Genomic DNA, 19,521 nt, shown 5'->3' on the forward strand with positions numbered 1-19,521 from the left:
GTATGTACTCAATATGGTGAAAATATTTGAAATACTATAATTGTTATAAGTGTAACGATACTAATGGTAAAAGCGAGCCGTCGTGTAAAGGCAGGTCCTATATATTGATTTAATATATAAGCATTTTTTATATCCATCATAGGCCCAAGTATGAGAAATCCTAGTACCGAAGAAAGGGGGAACAGGTTGGTCAAGGAGCGTCCGATGATAGCGTCCGATGTGGAGCAAAGGGAGAAGATGAAGGCAAAACCTAATAATAAAATATTATCAGCCCAAATGGGTAGTGCCCAATTTTGGGTTAGAATGAGTGGTTTTAACCATACTTGGAACATAGCGATAACAAAGGCCGCTATGGAGAAATAAGAGAGTAATTGCAGAAATTCTCTCTCTGTGTGAAATAGAACGAGACGTTTTTTTGTGCTTACCAAGGCTACACTATTATAGATATAATTGTTTTCATTTACAGAATTATTGTGATTTTTGGTAAAAGTAAATGGGCGAAATTTAAAAGTAAGCGACACTATGAGGGACACCAATAGACCTAATACTATGCGCCATAGAACGATGCTTTCATCATTAGGAAAGGCATAATAGGTAGCGAGTATGGCAATAGGGTTCATAATGGGGCTAGTCAACATAAAAAGCAAGGCTATATGTTGAGGAACACCCTTGTCTAATAAGGCCTTGAACATGGGGATAGTAGCGCAGTCGCAGACTGGTAAAGCGAGGCCACTACCCATGGCGAGGGCATAGCTTTTACAAGAATTTCCTTGTAAATGGTGCAATATCCAGCGTTCAGGCATGAATAGGCGAATAGCAGTGGTCACGATGGTGCCTAGCAAGAGGAAGGGGATACCCTCCAATATAAGGCCTAACGTAACAGCTAACACTTGATGATACTCATATGGAATGTCATGGCGGCATATGGTGGCTAACAGGATATACGCTGTCAATACAGCGATAATGCTGTATACCGTCCAAGGTAAACGAGGTTTACTTAATATATGGTGAAGCTCCTTTGCTGTTGGTGTTTGGAAATGACAGCTATCGGTATTGTAGGAAATATTATGCTCTACGTCGTTAGGATTATTGCTAGCATTATTCGGATTGTTAGGGAATGGTTGTTGATTCCTTACAACTACATCGGCACTGTATAGTTGTGAACGCAATATATCACCCATTCCCGGCAGTAATGTGTTCAGATGATAGTCGGTAGCGACGAAAATAACTCGCTCTATTCGGCAGTTTTCACTGAGAAGAGGATTGTAGAGAATAGATTCTAGTTGTGGGAATGGTAGTGTGCCGTTCCATTCAATCCAAATCTCTTTGGGATGGTGTTGTTCTATATAATTAGCTATCCTCTCCGGTATTGTTATACAATTTACTTCATCGATATTAGTACAATCTATTTCATTGATACTAAATGACATGATCAAATTTTGTAATGCTGTAGTGCCTTCTTCAAAGGCAAATACTGCAGTGGATGCCATTTTTTGGCGCAAGCGCAATTGTTCGTTGATGAGGGTGCTTTTACCAGCTCCTAAAAATCCACATACTACATAAATGGGAATCATAGGAACATCATCTCAACATTCAGTAGTATTGTCATCGATATACCTCCTAATGTACATAATCATATAATTAGTAACTAGTAATGATACCTGTTTGAGATAAAAGCGGCCTACGAATTACAGACTTCGTTGGCAATGAGGGGAATATCAAACTCCGTGCCAATCATGATGAGATTGTAATCTGTTAGCGTCGTTGGTGTTATGTGGCAATGATGTGTTGTATATTGCACCTCACGAGGACCATCAGTGGTGGGGATAATCCCTTTAGCTCGAAGCACTGTAAAAGGGAGGCCTTTTAGAATAGTGACCCATTGATTTGGTGTTAAGGTGCGTAAATCTCTAAAGGTATGACTTATAAATGGATTGTCATCGTGCAGGGTAGTTTCATCACAATGATATAGCCGTTTAATATAGTTACGTAAAGAAATAGTATCCCATGGTTCTTTGTGAATCGGTGTGTGCGGTGCAATGGATTGAATCATGGAAACCGCTAAATCTTGTTGCTGTACATCCTCGATATGGCTGAGGAAAATAGCGTCACAATGAGAGATCTGATCCTTGAAAAATGAGCTGAAATTGCGAATTCCTATAGGTGCTTGCATGGTATCTACGATGGTGATAGCTCCTTGAATATAAGCCTTCTTAGCTATTTCCTCATCTTCACAAGTATGGATGATTTCGCTTAATTTGCTAATTCCTGAAGGTTCGATGTAGATGGTATCTACATTTTGGGTGTTTAAAATTTCTAATAGTGTATTTTTAAAATTACCTTGTAAACTACAGCAAATACAGCCAGCCGTTACTTCTCGCACGGCTGCGCCGCGCTCTTGTAGTTGCATAGCATCTAGACTCGTTTCACCAAAATCATTTTCGATAATCAATACACGGTCATCTGGGCCGTGTTCTTCTAATAGGTGTTGTAAGAATGTTGTTTTACCAGCCCCTAGAAAACCGGATATAATAACGATAGGAATCATAGTATACCTCCTAAAGCAAATAGAATATTTCCATTCATTTTTATATATAAATATTCGTGGGTCATGTAAAAACAGTATACACCTATAAGCTAACAGATTAAATACATCTATGGGTATATGTATAGTTATGAATATACTGTAGATTTTGTGTAGGCAGAGTAGAATGTGGAGTGTATTCTATATGTGAGTATAATTTCATACATATTATGGTGTTAGATATTTAATGCGGAAAAGGCGTATGCCCTCATAGTGATATATGAGGGCATACAGTTTTATGTATAAAATTTACTTTCTTAGAGATGGTAAATTTTATATGTAATTTTTCGAAGCCTATAGGTCCGTCTCAAAATATATTATGCCATTCCACTAAAACCAACATTAGGTGTCTATTAAATAAATAGTATGATTGGTTGTATTAGTGTAATTTTTGCAACAGCGCTTTAAGGTATACATACACTCGTTCTACTGATGGCAAATGAACTCGCTCCGTCGGTGTATGTGGACTCACGATGGTAGGACCAAAGCTAATCATTTGTGTATTTGGTAAAATACCTTTTAGTAAACCGCATTCGAGGCCTGCGTGAACGGCATTCACCTTAGCAGGTACGTCGAACATTTCATTGTGCAATGCGATAGCTTGCTCTTCTAATTTGGAACCTTTGTCGTATTCCCATGCAGGATAACCGCCAGTACGTATTGCAGAGACACCTAATGTATCTGCTAATAGCAATAGTTTTTTAGACAAATACTCAAGGCTATTCATGTTGGAACTACGAACAGATACGAGAATGTTAATAGTGTGTGTGCCTTCGGAAACGATGGCGAGGTTGTTCGATGTTTCCACTAGATTGTCGATGGTTTGGCTCATGGAATGAACGCCATCTTCTGCAAGGTATAGATAAGAGATGAGGGCTTCTGCTGTATCATCTGCATACACTACGTCAGGTGTATCGATATCTTCAACGACGAAGACGAGGCCTGGATCTTGAACGGCATATTCGTATTGGAATTGTTTTTCGTAGAAAGCAATTAATGTTTTGATGGCTTCTACATCTTCAGTGCGTACCGACATGGTGGCTACTGCTTTAGACGGTACTGCGTTATGCTTTACGCCACCATCAAAGGAGGCAAGATTGTAAGCATATTGTTTATTTAAATCGTATAATACACGAGCTAATACTTGGTTTGCATTAGCTCGTTGCTCGATGATTTCAATGCCGGAGTGACCTCCTTTGAGACCTTTTACCGTAATTGATAGGCCTGCATTGTAACCTGGTAAATTGTTTTCGCGCAATAGGGGAATGCTCACCTCGACGTGGCAACCACCAGCGCAGCTCACTGTGAAATCGTGCTCGACTTCTGTGTCGAGATTGATGAGATAATCGCCAGTTACATCGCCTTCTTTGAGGGCTGCAGCACCATCCATACCAGTTTCCTCATTAGTAGTGAACAATGCTTCTAATGGACCGTGTTGTTGGTTTGAGTCTTCGAGGATGGCTAAAATCATAGCGCCCCCTATACCATTGTCAGCGCCCAATGTAGTGTGGTCCGCGTGCATCCATTCGCCTTCAATGATGTTGGCAATAGGGTCCTTTGTAAAATCGTGATTCGAATCGTGATCTTTTACGCATACCATGTCGATGTGGCCTTGTAAAATTACGGTAGGGCAATCTTCGTACCCTGGGGTAGCTGGTTTTTTGATAATAACGTTCCAAATATCATCTTGAATTACTTCGAGGCCTAAATTGTTGGCAAAATTCACGATGTAATCACTAATGGCTTTTTCATTGCCAGACTCGCGGGGAATTTGGCTCATGTGGTTAAAAATTTCTAATACGCGTTTTGCTTGAACGATTGTGTCCATAGGGTACCTCTCATTCTTAATCGTCATGCTTTTACGATTGGTGAAAGCATTTTTAACTATAATTGATTATTATAGTGGATAAACTCTATACTATAGTTATAACACATGTACTATGAATAGAAAAGACAGGCTACATAGTTTATAATGTTAACTACAGGCAATGAATAACGAACGTACTGTATAATAAATATTTATGTTTAAGTATGTTTAAGGATGGTGAAAGTATGCAACATGATGGACGCAATATTAGCATGCTCATGGATCTTTATGAGATGACCATGGCTCATGGGTACTTTACAAAGCAAGAGAATACAGATCGCGTTGCGTTTGATGTATTTTATCGTAAAAATCCAGACAAAGGTGGGTTTGCCATTTTTGGCGGATTAGAACAGATTTTGGATTATATTACTAATCTCCATTTCGATGAGGTGGACATTGGGTATTTTAAATCATTACATCTATTTAGCGATGAGTTTCTCGATTATTTGCGAGATTTTACATTCACTGGGGATGTATATGCTTTCAAAGAAGGCAGTATTATCTATCCAAACGAACCAATTATGACTATCGTGGCGCCTCTCATTGATGCACAAATCGTAGAAACAGCAGTGCTGGCCATGATGAATCACCAGTCCTTGATTGCTACGAAGGCGAATCGCATTGTTCGTGCTGCAGAAGGTCGTGTAGTATCTGATTTTGGAGCTCGTCGCGCCCACAATGTAGATGCTGCCGTTTATGGAGCTCGCGCTGCATATATTGGTGGTGTTTGTTCTACGGCTACTGTTATGGCAGGTCAATTATTTAATATTCCTGTAAGCGGTACTATGGCACACAGTTGGGTGATGTATCACGATTCAGAATACGAGGCGTTTAAAGCGTATGCCGAAGTCTATCCTGACAATGCCGTATTTTTAGTGGATACCTATGATGTTATTAATTCTGGTGTACCGAATGCTATTAAGGTTGCCAAAGAGGTGTTAGAACCAAAGGGATACCGATTGCAAGGTATTCGTCTTGACTCTGGTGATTTGGCATATTTAGCAAAACATGCACGTCGCATGCTAGATGAAGCGGGATTAGGAGATTGCAAAATTATTGCCTCTAATAGCCTTGATGAATATACTATTACATCTTTGATTAGCCAAGAAGGGCCTATCGATGGTTTTGGTGTGGGAGAACGACTTATTACTTCGAAATCGGATCCTGTATTTGGGGCGGTATATAAAATCGCAGGCATTGAAAAAAATGGGATTTGGGAACCGCGTATTAAAATTTCTGAGTCGGCTGTGAAAATTACGAACCCAGGTCTTAAAAAGGTATATCGGGTATACAGTAAGGAAGGCAAGGCTATTGCGGAACTTATAACATTACCGCATGAAACACCTTTTACGACGGAACCATATCGCTATATTGACCCAGAAAAACCATGGCGTGAATTGTATTTTGAGGATTGTACCTTTAAAAATATGCAGGAATTGGTTATCAGTAGAGGCACACAAATTGTAGAGTCCCCATCGTTAGAAGACATTCGTAAGTATGTGTCTTATCAATTAGACAATGAAATTTGGGAAGAAGAACAACGCTTTGAAAATCCGCATGGTCATTATTTAGATATGAGTCCAGACTATTATCGTATGAAGATGGACTTGCTTAATAAATTGGGACGAAAAAAATAGCACTAGTTTACTTTGTGTTGCTACTGTTTCGATAGTAATACAACATTATAGCGTGCCGTGGTTCTCAGTGACTGCATATAATAGAGGAGGGCTTATGTTAGTGAATCCAGAACAGACAAAAGAAGCATTAATTCAGTGGATACAACAGTATTTTGAGGTCAATGGCCCGAAATGCTCCGCTGTAGTGGGCATATCGGGTGGCAAGGATTCTACCATTGTAGCAGCCCTTTGCAAAGAAGCGCTCGGTGCAGACCGCGTCGTTGGTGTTCTCATGCCTAATGATATACAATCGGATATAGACGATGCTAAAGCCGTTGTAGCACATTTAGGTATTCCTCATATAATCGTTAATATCGGCTCTGCATACCGCGCGTTAACATCTGCTATTGTTAATGCTGAAGGTTTTACAGCTGTTACAGGTCGCAGGGATTTGAGCAGTGATGCAGCCATTAATACGCCGCCTCGCCTTAGAATGGCTACTTTGTACGGAGTAGGGCAAAATTTGCCAAACGGCGCTCGTGTAGCTAATACATGTAATGGTTCTGAAGATTATGTAGGGTACTCTACAAAATTCGGCGATGCAGCTGGTGATTTTAGCCCTTTGGCTAATCTCGTTGTAGAAGAAGTGCGTCAAATCGGTAGATTGCTTGATATTCCACAGTACTTGGTAGATAAAACGCCTAGTGATGGGTTGAGTGGACAATCTGACGAAACTAAATTAGGATTTACCTATGCCGTACTAGATAGATATATTCGCACTGGGGAAATTGATGATAAAACTACGAAACAGAAAATTGATCATTTGCAACGTATCAATCGTCATAAATTAGAATTGATGCCTGCTTTCATTCCCGCAGGCGTAAAATAGGAGGCTCATATGGATACAAAAATTGCCCTCATCGGCACTGGTGGGACTATTGCTGGACAAGGTGCATCGGATACGGACTTAACAGGTTATACTCCTGGAATATTGTCTTTGCAAGACATCGTTGCAGATATTCCTGGCATGCGCGATTATGGGCCTTATGCGGCTACACAATTTGCTAATATTGAAAGCTCTGATATTACGGTGTACCAATGGATTAAATTGGCGAAAACAGTACAAAAATGTGTAGATAAAGATGATATTGGTGCTGTTGTTATTACTCATGGCACTGATAGCATGGAAGAAACAGCATATTTTTTGCATCTTACGGTACATACAGATAAACCAATTATTATTACTGGATCCATGAGACCAGCTGGCGCCATTAGTGCCGACGGACCACTAAATCTGTTACAAGCTGTACAAGTAGCGAGGACTCCAGAATCTCATGGTAAAGGTGTATTAGTTGTATTAAATGGATATATTGATGGTGCTCGTGATGTGACGAAAATGAATACTACTAATGTAGCCACCTTTGGCAGTCCTAATACAGGTCATATGGGCATTGTTCAAGATGGAATGGCGCATTTCTATTCTGTTCCTGTGCGAAAGCATACGATGGATTCTGAATTTGGAGTGGAACAGGATTTACCTCGTGTAGATATTCTTACTTGCTATGCTGGCATCGAAGAAGTAATGGGGCTTGCCATATTGGCGACAAATCCAGCGGGCCTTATCTTGACTGGTTTGGGACATGGCACAATTCCACAAGTCATACGCAACATAACTAAAAATCTATCAATTCCTGTAGTGAGAGCCTCTCGTACAGGTAGTGGTATTGTTTCAAAAGTTCCACAAGACGAAGATGCAGGTTACTATGTAAGCGATTCCTTGAGTCCGCAAAAGGCGCGCATACTGTTGATGTTGGCACTACAAAAAGAACGGACTGCTAATGATTTAGAACGGATTTTTAAAGAATACTAATCGTTATATGATAATTCAGTAAGATAGGCTTATAGGCGAAAAACAACACTTTGGGGTCCTATAAACCACTTTTTATCTTATAAGTTATAAGATAAAAGATAGCTCCTACAGTATATTCTGCGGGAGCTATCTTTATTGTTATATTATTTGGTTGTTACGCATAAATCCCATTAGCTAATGCTCTTTGCACCCCCATGTACACGGCTTTGGCTAATGTATCGCCAAAGAGAGAGAAGGTTCCTGCGTCTGTTAGCACATCACCATTGGTGTCGATGGTGATGATGATCCCGTCGGTGGCAGTTCCTGTAGCGGAAGTATGAACAGACTTAGCGAGGTTGTGGTCTAGTTCGGTAGCATAGGTAGTGTGGTGATTGGTACCTTCAATATTCCAATCTTGTAAAGCCGAAGTTTTCGCCTCCGTAATGGTCATAATAGCTTTCACCATAGCGCTGTCAGTTAGCGCCTTATTAGTAAATACAAGGATATTGATGGTTCCTGGTGTTTGGAATTGCCCCTGCTTTTCTTCGTAGCAATAGCCGGTACCAGCGCGATGAGCGGTTTCGTCAACACCAGCGGTGATAATGGTCTCAATAATAGTATCCCCTTCTTCGACAATGGTGTAGGCAGCACGGTCCATCGTTGCCGATGTTAACAGGGCTGTGCTAAAATGGACGGGAACATCAATGTGCTCGAATTCTTGGGCTAAATAGTTTGCCACTGAACCACCAGGCAAATCGGACTCTGTTTCGATTTGATACGTTAACTGTTGGTTGCGTACACCTAAGGTGTGATGAAAACCGCCATTTAATTGGCCACTACTCAAAGAGTAGTGAATATCGTCAAATAAGATGGTGACCGATGTGGATTCGGCCATAATATGACCGCCACAGGCAAGTTCTAATGGCGGTGCGTATGGATTGGTAAACATAATAGGGCTCCCTATGAATTTATATCGCATTCGTAACAGGGCAATAGATAGTAGTTAAAACGTTCTTGCTACAGCCTGTTGTGATAGTTATGATATATATGAACATATTACGAATATATATGGAAAATTATAACATAGAAAGGTGTATATGAATATTAATGAATTCATTGCTTCCGCGTCAGAATTGATTTTTAATGACGCTCACATGCTCTTAAAATTACGAGATTGGTTTTTTAGTCAAGCTGGTAATATTTTGCTGGCACTTATTATCTTTTGGATAGGACGTCGTATTATTGGGTGGATCAAAAATGTGGCAATCCGCATTATGACTAAGGCACAGTATGATTCGGCAGCCATGAGTTTTGTGGCACAAATTATTAATTATGTACTCTTGGCAGGGTTGGTTTTGATTTGCTTGAATCAAATTGGTGTGCCTACTACATCTTTTGTGGCTGCTTTTGGTGCTTTTGGCTTAGGTATTGGATTAGCTCTGCAAAACAACTTGGCGAATTTGGCATCTGGTTTGCTCATCCTTATTTTCAAGCCTTTTAAGGCGGGGCACTATATTTCTACTGGGGCCATTGAAGGTAATGTACATGCGATTCAATTTATGAACACTATCGTTATTACAAAGGATCAAAAACGCGTATATATTCCAAATTCTCAGCTCACATCACAGCCGGTGACGAATTTTTCGTATATGAAAGAACGCGCCATTCCTTTTGTATTTGATATTGGATACAATAATGATCATCATCAAGCGATAGCGATTTTAAAGGATATTTTTGATAAGGAGCCGCGTGTTCTCAATGTAAAAAATATGGAAATTGGCATTACTGAATTTGGCGATAATTCTGTGCGTATTGCGGCTTTTGCGAGGGTGAAAACGTCGGAATATGTAGATGTGCGCTATACCATTATGTCTAAGGTGAAGGATGCATTTGATGCTCATGGCATCGACATCCCATATCCTCAACGGGTGGTGTATGTACACAATGAAACGCGTATGGACACTGATGCTAATGTCGGTGCTCATGAATGTAAACCAACAAGTACTGACAGTACAACTAAATAGGTTTGACTAGATTGTAATTAGAGTGTTTACTTGAAAGCGTAGAAATTAAAAATGTACATAAGTTAATAAAACGTATAAATTAGTAGAGTGTATATATTAAGAAAGAGAAATACATGATAGTAAAACATACTAATAATTTGAGGAAATGGGCGTACACAATTATTGCATTTGTAGCACTGTGCGTGGCTTTCACCATGAATAATATGGTAAACGCCGCAGTATTGACACCGCCATCTACTATTGGGGAAGCGGTGGTTCTCATTGATGCAGATACGAAAGAGATTTTGTTCGCCAAGAATCCAGATAAATGGATGCATCCGGCTAGCACTACGAAGATGGTTACATTGTTGACTGCCCTTGAATTAAAGGGGACGCAGTTAGATGAGTTAGCAACCATTAGTCCTTATGCGACCAGTATGGAAGAATCTAACCTCGGCGTTCGTGTAGGTGACCAAATTACATTGGAAGGTGTCATTGAAGGTATGATGGTGGCTAGCGGTAATGATGCAGCCGTTGTGGTGGCGGAAAATGTGAGCGGATCTGTAGCGAATTTTGCAAAGGATATGGATCGCATTGCTGCCAAGGCAGGAGCGAAGAATAGTAAGTTTCTCAATCCTCATGGGCTCACTCAAATGGGTCATCATTCGACAGCCCGTGATTTGGCGCTCATCGCTGCATATGGTATGAAATATGATATGTTCCGTGATAAGGTGGCCAATGATTATTATAAGGTGCCGTATCAGAATCGGATGCCTGAAACGATTCGTACCACTAATCATTTTATTCGTAACAAGTACCCTGGTGCCAATGGCTTAAAAACTGGATTTACCAATGCTGCAGGGGAATGCTTAATCGCATCAGCCACTCGGGATGGGCACACCATGATTGTGGTTATGCTCAATGATGATAATCGCTGGGAGGAAGCAGTACAATTCTTAGATTATGGATTTAAATTGCGCGGTGTAATTTAGAGTACTCTGTTTCTACGGTTGCATAGTGTATCTGTAATTGATGTATATATGTAAAAAGGTCCTACTTGGGTAGGACCTTTGTTATAGGAGAATGTATGAGTTCATTTTTTGCTTTTTTAAAACGTATGCGTTTCATTAATCGCTGGAGTTTGATGCGTAATACGGAAACGGAAAATATTCAAGAACATAGTTTAGAGGTAGCCATGATTGCCCACAATTTAGGGGCCCTAAGAAATGAATATTTCGGTGGTTCTGTGGACATGAACAAGGTAGCTGTTATTGCCATGTTTCACGAAGTGAGTGAGATTTTTACAGGTGATATGCCGACTCCCATTAAATATTTTGATCCCAAATTACGATCCCTGTACGGTGAAATTGAAACCTTGGCACAAGAAAAAATGCTTACCACCTTGCCAGAGAGATTACAGTCTGTGTATCGCTCTCTCATCGTCGATGCGGAACAATCAGAAGAATGGCCACTTGTAAAAGCGGCGGACACATTGTCGGCGTATATGAAATGCGTCAATGAATTAAAGGCAGGCAATGACGAATTCAAAGAAGCTCATGATACTATTTTGGCAAAACTACAAGGATTACATATGCCAGAAGTAGACATGTTTATAGAGGAGTACATACCAGCGTTGAGTAAATCACTAGATGAATTAAACTATTACGATATGTAGAGTTTATAAGTTGTTGATGTAATCGTGATTTCGTAATAATATAGACTTCCCTCGCCAAGCAAATGCTCGTTTGCCGTATTTCGCTTTGAACTCTCTATTGGTCATGGTTTCTAATTCAGATGCGTCTAGTAGCGGTTCGATATGTTGAAATTCAACGATGGGGGTTATAGGTATGTTGTGATTGTGTGGGCATACTTCTTGGCATTGGTCACAGCCGAATAGCAATGGTGATTTCCCGATGATGATTCGTTCGTCGTCTGTGAGGTCACCTTTTTTTTGCGTTAGATAGCTTTTGCATGTTTCAAATTGGAAGCGGTTTGTGCTGAGGCAGTTACCGAGACAGGTGTGGATACATTGATTGCAGCCTAGACATGTTTCTGTGTTTGGTTGGTTCGGTTCAAAAGGGATGGTGGTGAGGATGGTTCCGATAACTACATAAGAACCCCAAGTGGGATTGATAAAACATTTATTTTTACCGTAGAAACCGAGTCCTGCCAGATATGCCATGTATCGGTCAGCGAGAGGACTCGTGTCGCAGTGAATGGAATGTTGGGCAGATGGAACTAAAGAGGTAAGCTTATCCACTACGCGTTGTAAATATGTATTCACTACGATGTGATAATCCGTGCTCCATGTATAGCGGGATAGATTGCTTTCGCCATGGAATGGCACATAGTAGGGGAACAAACAAACGATGGCGCTCTTTGGGGTAAAATCAGATGGCCCTTGTATTCGTTCCTTTACGTTCGCAGCGGTGAATGGACACGGCTCAGAATCGAATAAAATGTCTTGTGCCTCGTCGGGCAATGGCCAGGATGTGGCACCTGTTACGGGTATATGTAATTCCTTGCAAATTTCCTGTAATTTTATATTGTCTACCATAGATTTACGATGTAATAATTGATACAATTAGAATATATAAGTAGATGATTCCATAGGTCATCTGTGCAATACTCAGTGACACCTTTTTGTGCACTGTGAGGTCGATTGTTTTTAGTATACCATTGAGAGGACAGATTATGTTAGCCTTTTTGAAAGTATTACAACCGAAGACGGTGGAAGAGGCCTTTGAAATGGCCACAAAAAACAAGACTGCCCCAATGCTTGCCGGCGGATGTTGGCTGCGTTTAGGGCGTCGTACATGGCCTGCTGTGATTGATATGGCAGGACTAGATTTGCGGTATGTCCGCGAAGAGGATAATGAATTTGTAATTGGTGCTATGGCGACGCAAGGTGATGTGGAACGGTTTGAACCACTTAAACAGTTTTGCGGCGGTGTCGTAGTGAGCGGCGTGAAAGAAATCTTAGGTGTACAATTTAGAAACATGGCTACTATGGGGGGATCCGTAGCTAGCAAATTTGGCTTTTCCGATATTATTCCGGCACTCCTTGCAGTGCATGCAGATGTGGTCACTTTCAAAGGGGGCCGCATGTCTATACAGGATTATATGAATTATCGGGAGCGAGATATTTTAGTGGAAATTCGCATTCCTAATAATCCAGTGCCTGTTGCCATCGAAGCGTTGCGTATTTCTCGAGGTGATTTCCCGTACTTAACAGGATCGATTCGTCGTGATGGCCGTCAATATGAAGTGTACATCGGCACGAGACCAGGGGCACCACAACTAGCAACGCAAGCGAGCTCTGTGCTTTCAGAAAAAGGAATGGACGGAATAGCGGAAGCAGCTCAATTGGCGTCTGAAGAGTTGGTGTATCAAAAAAATTCCCACGCATCTAAGGAATACCGTGTGGAAATGGTAAAATCTATGGTTCGACGATTAGTTAAGGAGGTGGCGCAATAATGGAATTAGTATTACATATTAATGGTAAAAATGTTACCGTTAATGTTGCTACGGATGAAATGTTATTGCATACATTGCGCAGTCTTGGCTATTTCAGTGTGCGTTGTGGTTGCGATACAACAAACTGCGGTTTATGTACCGTCTGGGTGGATGATGAAATTACATTATCTTGTGCATATCCTACATTCCGCGCACCAGGTCATAAAATTACGACCTTAGAAGGCTTACAAGAAGAAGCGTCCTTGTTAGCGGATTGCCTCGCATCGGAAGGGGCGGACCAATGCGGTTTCTGTACTACAGGCATGATGATGAGTGCCATCGCATTGAAACGGAGAAATCCAAATGCATCTGATGATGAAATTCGTGAATATTTAATCGGCAACCTCTGCCGTTGTACTGGATATGCATCCCAATTGCGGGGTGTACGCAAGTTCCTCAAAGGAGGTCTATGATGAAATACATTGGTAAGTCTTATGATAAAGTCGATGCCAAAGGGATTCTCAGCGGCAAACCTTCCTATACAGGTGATTTTGTACCAAAAGATGCGCTTATTATCAAAGTATTGCGTAGCCCTCACGGCCAAGCAACGATTAAATCTATCGATACATCGAAGGCCAAACTCATTCCTGGCGTAGAAGCTATTTTCACTTATGAAGATGTACCTACAACACGATTTACCTTGGCTGGACAAACTTTTCCTGAACCATCTGCCTATGATACATTGATTTTAGAACCTACTGTGCGTTATGTAGGTGATGAAGTGGCGTTGATTGTGGCGAAAGATGAAGCAACAGCGTTAAAAGCGATGCCTCTCATCAAGGTGGAATACGATGTGAAAACACCAGTTTTGGATATGCATACTGCTATCGGCCATGAAACTATTGTTCATCCAGAAGATGATATCCACAATAACATCCCTGTAGGACAAGATTATAAACGCAATATTTGTGTATCCTATCATAAACGTGTGGGTGATGTAGAGGCGGAATTAGCTAAATGTGACTATGTCGTAGAAGGCACCTATTTTGACCAAGCTACGCGTCAATCCGCAATGGAACCATTCCAAAGCTACGGTTATATCGACCATTTAGGTCGCATTGTTATTGTCAGCTCTACGCAAATCGTGTTCCATGTACGCCGTCATATTGCACGGGCTCTCGGTATTCCTGCATCTAAGATTCGCGTTATCAAACCTCGTATCGGTGGTGGCTTTGGTTCTAAACAAACGGCGTGTACAGAAATTATGACTGCTTTCTGTGCGTGGAAATTACAAAAACCTGTATATTTGTTATATGATCGCCCAGAATCACAAACATGTTCTACTACTCGTCATGCGCGAGAATGGAATATTCGGGTAGGTGCTACAAAAGATGGTATCATTCAGGTCATCGATATGGACTCTATTACCGATGCTGGTGCTCATGCAACACATTGTTTCACTACTACAACAGCAGGGGAACATAAATCGGTGCCTCTCTACAATAAGGGCAAAGCCGTTCATTACGGTACCGAAGGGGTGTATATGAACCATACTCCAGGTGGTGCATTCCGCGGATATGGTGCAACGGAAGCCTTGTGGCCTTTAGAATGTGCTGTTAATCGATTGGCCGATGAAATGGGGATTGACCCAGCGGAATTGCGCCAAAAGAATTTAATTGCTGCTGGTGAAACTAGTTTAGTATATCATCCTGATGAAATGATGGATTCAGGTTTATTCCAAGAAACGGTTAATAAAGTAAAAGAAATGGCTCGTTGGGATGAACGTCCTCATAGTTGGGATATTGATGAGCGGTATCGAGGTGGCCTTGGTATGGCATTGGCATTGCAAGGATCTGGTGTAGCTAATATCGATGTCGCATCTGTTGAAATTCGCCTCGGTGATGATGGTAATTATACCTTGTATACTGGTTCTTCTGATATGGGCATGGGGTCTAATACGGTGCTTTCACAAATGGCCTGTGAAATATTGGGCTGTCCAATGGAATATGTAACGGTTGTCGAATCAGATACTGATATTGTGCCTTTTGATCCAGGTTCCTACGCATCTAGTACGACATATGTAACTGGAACAGCGACGAAGATGGCAGCGGAACAGTTGAAGGAAAAAATCATCGCTAAATTAGCAGAATATATGGACGTAGAACCAGAGGCTATTGAATTTGATGGTCTCATAGGTACTACTAAAGATGGATCTAAGCAGATGACAGTGAAGGAATTGGCTCCTAAATTGTTAGTCGGTGGGGAACGGGCAGAACAATTGTCAGGATTTGCTACTTGGGGTAGCCACACATCGCCACCGCCATTTATGGCATCCATTGCAGAGGTTAAGGTAGATAAGCAAACAGGCCAAGTGATTCCATTACATTTCTATTCCTGCATTGATTGCGGCACAGTAGTGAATCCTAAACTCTGTCGCGTACAAGCTGAAGGTGGTGTAGTCCAAGGTATTGGCATGGCATTGTATGAAGATGTGCGGTATTCCGATAAAGGTCGTTTAGAAACAAACAATTTTATGACTTATAAGATCCCAACTCGTCAAGATACAGGGGAATTGCATACTGAATTTATCGAATCTTATGAACCGACAGGCGGTTTCGGTGTAAAATCTATAGGCGAAGTCGTAATTAATACGGCGTGTCCGGCTATACAACATGCCGTGAAAAATGCAGTCGGTGCTGATGTTCGTACATTACCTATGACACCAGAGAAGGTATTTATGGCAATGGACGCGAAATATAAGGTATAACCATTTTTTGCATTCCTGAAAGGGGCCTTGAGTTATGACATCACAAACACAGTATTGGAATCGCTTAATCGGACCGGGCATCGTCGCCTTGGTTGGTGCAGGCGGTAAAACAACGGTTTTATCTAAGTTGGTAGAATACGGTCGGCTGAAAGGTCAGCCTATGGTGGTCACCACTACCACTCGTTTGTATGAATCTCAGGTGGCTCAATATGAGCCGATTTACTCAAAGGATATTAATGATGTAGATGAATACTGTACACATCGTATCTTACAAGGTTATTGCGGAGCTTGGTTTACCGGTATTTCTAGAACTAAGGTGGATTCTGTAGATTGTGAAAGCATCGATCATCTCACCACATTACATCCTAACTGGCAAATCGTAGTCGAGGCGGATGGAGCAAAAGAAAAATGGCTAAAAGCACCAAAAGATACGGAACCTGTGGTGCCTAATAAGACGACTACCACCATTGGGGTTGTGAATTTACAAATGTTAGGATCTCCATTAGATGATGAACACGTACATAATCTTGAATTGGTGCAATCCATTGTGAACCGCGATATGGGAGCTATTGTAACACCTCACATGTTGGCACAAATCGTTTTACATAAACAAGGTTTGTTTCAATACAGTAAGGGTAAGAAAATCCTATTCTGTACAGGCTACGATACCGTGCAACATCGCATTATTGACGATTTTATTGGATATATAGTAGATAGCGACATTAGTGCTATCGTATTGGCAGATGGATATAAGGAGAGTTGTGAAATTCGCCGTATCATTCAGTGCCGATAGGTGTATATATGAATGGTGTGTTTTATGAAAGCGCTCCCGTTGGGAGCGCTACTTCATCGTCTAATCCGCATATAGGTATTCTTCTATTAGCGGCAGGTCAATCAACACGTATGGGCCAAAACAAGCAACTATTGCCGTGGCGAGGAAAAACCGTATTACATGCGGTATGTGAAGCTTTACGGGGCGGGTGGGATTTGTCAAGTGTACATCCTCCAGTAGGGCGTTACCCCTTTGTGGCTGTTACAGGCTATGACCATAAATTCTTGGATCCTATTGTAGAGTCCTATGGATTTTCTACTGTGTGGAATCTTAGGCCTGAAAATGGACAGGGGTTATCTATCGGATTAGGTGTTCAACAATTGGTGAACCAAGAATGGCTGCCATTAGATGGCATAATTTGCTCTGTAGCAGATCAACCGTTATTAACACCATTTGTTATTTGTGAATTAATTAATGCCTTTCAGAATCAATGGATAATAGAGTGTAGGGACGGTGAATTACCATCAAAGACCATTGTAATGCCACATTATGGGGCAGCCTACACACCAGGCAATCCTGTACTATTTGGTGCACATTGGTTTGATGCTCTTTGTCATATCGAAGGTGATCAGGGAGGCAAAACGATTATACAAGGTCCCGGTCGGGATTATATCAGAAACATATGGATTCCTGCTGACATAGGGGATGACGTAGATACGCCAACGGATTATGAGCGTATTGGAAATCGTGAAAGCGAGGATATATGAAACCATTAGTACTTATGCGTGGTGGCGGCGATATTGCGTCCGGCGCTGTATATAGATTATGGCGAGCAGGTTATCCTGTTGTTATCAATGAAATCGCCATTCCTACCATGATTCGTCGCGAAGTTAGCTATGGCAATGCGGTACACATGGGGGAAATGATTTTAGAACGATTAGTAGCTCGTCATGTATCGGTTGACGAAATTACAGATACCTTGGCAACTGGTGTAATTCCTGTAGTGACTTGCTCTTATGAGGAATTATTAGCGGCTATTAAACCAGATATCGTTGTAGATGGTATTTTAGCGAAACGCAATTTAGGCACTAAACGGCTAGATGCTCCTTTTGTTATTGGTATTGGACCGGGATTTAGTGCCGGCCACGATGTGAATGTGGTTATCGAAACGATGCGAGGCCATTATTTAGGGCGTTGTATTTATGATGGTGAGGCAGAACCTAATACTGGTATTCCTGGTAATGTAGGGGGCTACACTCATGAACGTGTTATCCACTCACCAAAATCAGGGTTATTTACGGCAAAACGACATATCGGTGACTCTGTACAAGCTAATGAAGTTATCGGCTATGTCGATGATGAACCAGTGCGAGCTAAAATTAATGGTATTTTACGGGGCATTTTGAAAAGTGGACTCATGGTGTCTGATCACTTTAAATTAGCCGATGTAGATGCTCGTTGTGAAGAATCTCATTGTTATAGTATTTCCGATAAATCCCTTGCTGTTGGTGGCGGTGTATTAGAGGCTGTAACTGCTTGGGACTATGAAAGGAATCGCGATGCAAACTATATATGATGTTATGAAAGCCCGTTTACAAGTGACGGCGCCAACCTTTATGGTAACTATTCTCTCCGGCCCACGGCAGGGGGATAAAACGATTTATAGTGAAACTGGCGATGTTCTCTATGGAGAGGCCATTGATGGATTTTCTCTTGCTAGTGTAAAACCCAATTCTCTTTGCGTATTTGAAGGAACAGAATATTTTGTACAACCGGTAGAAAAAGATCCATCTGTTCTCGTCCTCGGTGCAGGTCATGTGAGTCGAGCGATTACAGATTTGTTATTGTTCATTGGATGTAGTGTAACCGTTGTAGACGATAGACCAGAATACGTAGTGCCAGAATTTTTTGATGAGCGCGTCATAAGAAAGTGCTTACCTCTTGATAATTTTAAAGACTCTTTGGATTTATCTGAATATAATGGCTTTATTGTGGTAACGAGAGCTCATGAATTTGATAATACTTGCCTCGATCAATTGCGCGATCAATTGCCAACCTATATGGGTGTTATGGGGAGTCGACAACGGGTATATTACGCTCTTGAAAATTTGCGTGCTCAAGGCTGGACACAGGAAGAAATTGATATGGTGTATGCTCCAATCGGCCTCGATTTAGGTGCTCAAACACCGGAGGAAATTGCACTATCCATAGTCAGTGAATATCTGGCAGTAGTGAGAGGTAAACAAGGTCAGTTTTTACGAAAAGGGAGAGTAAGCAATGAATCGTGAGTTTGTAGAATATCTGAGTGAACGACAAGATACAACATTGGCAGTAGCTACTATTCTTCACACAAATGGTTCTACGCCACGCAAGGCAGGTGTATCCATGGTAGTATACCCTGATGGGTCTATTTTTGGCACCATTGGCGGTGGCCGTGCGGAAAATGAAATCCGTTTGAGTGCCCTTGATTCGTTAGAAAAAAGAGAATCTCATCGCCGCATTGAAGTTCTTCTCAACGATGATGTAGCCGTTAAAGAAGGCATGGTTTGCGGTGGTCGCATGGATGTATGGATTGAAACTCAAAATGTATAGTTCCTTTCGTGTACA

Annotated in this window: 19 protein-coding genes; 14 read left to right on the plus strand and 5 right to left on the minus strand. The window is 41.3% G+C overall.

Features of this window, described 5'->3' with window-relative positions:
- Positions 1 to 8: 8 nt before the first annotated feature.
- The 3 genes from EO120_RS03430 to EO120_RS03440 form a co-directional block, all read right to left on the minus strand.
- Positions 9 to 1,574: a permease gene (locus tag EO120_RS03430; protein WP_127134109.1), complete on the minus strand. Its 1,566-nt coding sequence runs from the start codon at positions 1,572 to 1,574 to the stop codon at positions 9 to 11.
- A 107-nt stretch (positions 1,575 to 1,681) separates the two neighbouring features.
- A complete protein-coding gene (locus EO120_RS03435; RefSeq protein ID WP_127134110.1) occupies positions 1,682 to 2,548 on the minus strand; it encodes a CobW family GTP-binding protein in 867 nt (288 codons plus the stop codon).
- A 415-nt stretch (positions 2,549 to 2,963) separates the two neighbouring features.
- A complete protein-coding gene (locus tag EO120_RS03440; protein ID WP_127134111.1) occupies positions 2,964 to 4,412 on the minus strand; it encodes an aminoacyl-histidine dipeptidase in 1,449 nt (482 codons plus the stop codon).
- A gap of 224 nt (positions 4,413 to 4,636) precedes the next feature.
- Between EO120_RS03440 and EO120_RS03445 the strand changes: the two genes are divergently transcribed.
- From EO120_RS03445 to EO120_RS03455, 3 genes are all read left to right on the plus strand, one after another.
- Entirely contained in the window at positions 4,637 to 6,088 is a 1,452-nt protein-coding gene (locus EO120_RS03445; RefSeq protein ID WP_127134112.1) for a nicotinate phosphoribosyltransferase, read from the plus strand.
- Between the two features lie 94 nt (positions 6,089 to 6,182).
- The gene (gene nadE, locus EO120_RS03450) at positions 6,183 to 6,956 is read left to right on the plus strand and encodes an NAD(+) synthase (protein ID WP_127134113.1); all 774 of its coding nucleotides are present in this window, start codon (positions 6,183 to 6,185) and stop codon (positions 6,954 to 6,956) included.
- 9 nt (positions 6,957 to 6,965) lie between these two features.
- Positions 6,966 to 7,937, plus strand: a complete 972-nt coding sequence (locus EO120_RS03455; protein WP_127134114.1) for an asparaginase — start codon at positions 6,966 to 6,968, stop codon at positions 7,935 to 7,937.
- Between the two features lie 154 nt (positions 7,938 to 8,091).
- On the opposite strand, the gene EO120_RS03460 is transcribed toward EO120_RS03455, so the two are convergent.
- The gene (locus EO120_RS03460) at positions 8,092 to 8,865 is read right to left on the minus strand and encodes an adenosylcobinamide amidohydrolase (protein WP_127134115.1); all 774 of its coding nucleotides are present in this window, start codon (positions 8,863 to 8,865) and stop codon (positions 8,092 to 8,094) included.
- A 154-nt stretch (positions 8,866 to 9,019) separates the two neighbouring features.
- Here EO120_RS03460 and EO120_RS03465 point away from each other — a divergent pair, with 154 nt between their 5' ends.
- From EO120_RS03465 to yfbR, 3 genes are all read left to right on the plus strand, one after another.
- Positions 9,020 to 9,940 carry a mechanosensitive ion channel family protein gene (locus EO120_RS03465; protein ID WP_127134156.1) on the plus strand — a complete coding sequence of 307 codons (921 nt, stop codon included), beginning with the start codon at positions 9,020 to 9,022 and terminating at the stop codon, positions 9,938 to 9,940.
- A 194-nt stretch (positions 9,941 to 10,134) separates the two neighbouring features.
- Positions 10,135 to 10,911 carry a D-alanyl-D-alanine carboxypeptidase family protein gene (locus EO120_RS03470; RefSeq protein WP_407833009.1) on the plus strand — a complete coding sequence of 259 codons (777 nt, stop codon included), beginning with the start codon at positions 10,135 to 10,137 and terminating at the stop codon, positions 10,909 to 10,911.
- A gap of 95 nt (positions 10,912 to 11,006) precedes the next feature.
- Entirely contained in the window at positions 11,007 to 11,594 is a 588-nt protein-coding gene (yfbR, locus tag EO120_RS03475; protein WP_127134116.1) for a 5'-deoxynucleotidase, read from the plus strand.
- 3 nt (positions 11,595 to 11,597) lie between these two features.
- Here the strand turns inward: yfbR and EO120_RS03480 are convergent, their stop codons facing one another.
- Complete coding sequence (locus tag EO120_RS03480) at positions 11,598 to 12,476, minus strand: epoxyqueuosine reductase (protein WP_127134117.1); 879 nt, start codon at positions 12,474 to 12,476, stop codon at positions 11,598 to 11,600.
- Positions 12,477 to 12,613: 137 nt separating this feature from the next.
- On the opposite strand from EO120_RS03480, the gene EO120_RS03485 reads away from it, so the two are divergent.
- The 8 genes from EO120_RS03485 to EO120_RS03520 are packed head-to-tail and all read left to right on the plus strand — an operon-like array spanning position 12,614 to position 19,506.
- Positions 12,614 to 13,396, plus strand: a complete 783-nt coding sequence (locus tag EO120_RS03485) for an FAD binding domain-containing protein (protein ID WP_127134118.1) — start codon at positions 12,614 to 12,616, stop codon at positions 13,394 to 13,396.
- On the plus strand, positions 13,396 to 13,848 hold the full coding sequence (locus tag EO120_RS03490) for a (2Fe-2S)-binding protein (protein ID WP_127134119.1): 453 nt from the start codon (positions 13,396 to 13,398) through the stop codon (positions 13,846 to 13,848). The genes EO120_RS03485 and EO120_RS03490 overlap by 1 nt, the downstream gene beginning before the upstream one ends.
- Entirely contained in the window at positions 13,848 to 16,142 is a 2,295-nt protein-coding gene (locus tag EO120_RS03495) for a xanthine dehydrogenase family protein molybdopterin-binding subunit (RefSeq protein ID WP_127134157.1), read from the plus strand. Before EO120_RS03490 ends, EO120_RS03495 begins: the two co-directional genes overlap by 1 nt.
- A gap of 34 nt (positions 16,143 to 16,176) precedes the next feature.
- Positions 16,177 to 16,935 carry a selenium cofactor biosynthesis protein YqeC gene (gene yqeC / locus EO120_RS03500; RefSeq protein ID WP_127134120.1) on the plus strand — a complete coding sequence of 253 codons (759 nt, stop codon included), beginning with the start codon at positions 16,177 to 16,179 and terminating at the stop codon, positions 16,933 to 16,935.
- An 8-nt stretch (positions 16,936 to 16,943) separates the two neighbouring features.
- Entirely contained in the window at positions 16,944 to 17,681 is a 738-nt protein-coding gene (locus EO120_RS03505) for a nucleotidyltransferase family protein (RefSeq protein WP_127134121.1), read from the plus strand.
- Entirely contained in the window at positions 17,678 to 18,490 is an 813-nt protein-coding gene (gene yqeB, locus EO120_RS03510) for a selenium-dependent molybdenum cofactor biosynthesis protein YqeB (protein WP_127134122.1), read from the plus strand. Before EO120_RS03505 ends, yqeB begins: the two co-directional genes overlap by 4 nt.
- Positions 18,474 to 19,202 (plus strand): XdhC family protein, encoded by a 729-nt coding sequence (locus EO120_RS03515; protein ID WP_127134123.1) that lies wholly within the window; start codon positions 18,474 to 18,476, stop codon positions 19,200 to 19,202. Before yqeB ends, EO120_RS03515 begins: the two co-directional genes overlap by 17 nt.
- Entirely contained in the window at positions 19,192 to 19,506 is a 315-nt protein-coding gene (locus EO120_RS03520) for an XdhC family protein (RefSeq protein WP_127134124.1), read from the plus strand. The genes EO120_RS03515 and EO120_RS03520 overlap by 11 nt, the downstream gene beginning before the upstream one ends.
- Positions 19,507 to 19,521: the final 15 nt, after the last annotated feature.

The sequence above is a fragment of the Veillonella caviae genome, assembly GCF_003992125.1.
Classification (GTDB): domain Bacteria; phylum Bacillota; class Negativicutes; order Veillonellales; family Veillonellaceae; genus Veillonella; species Veillonella caviae.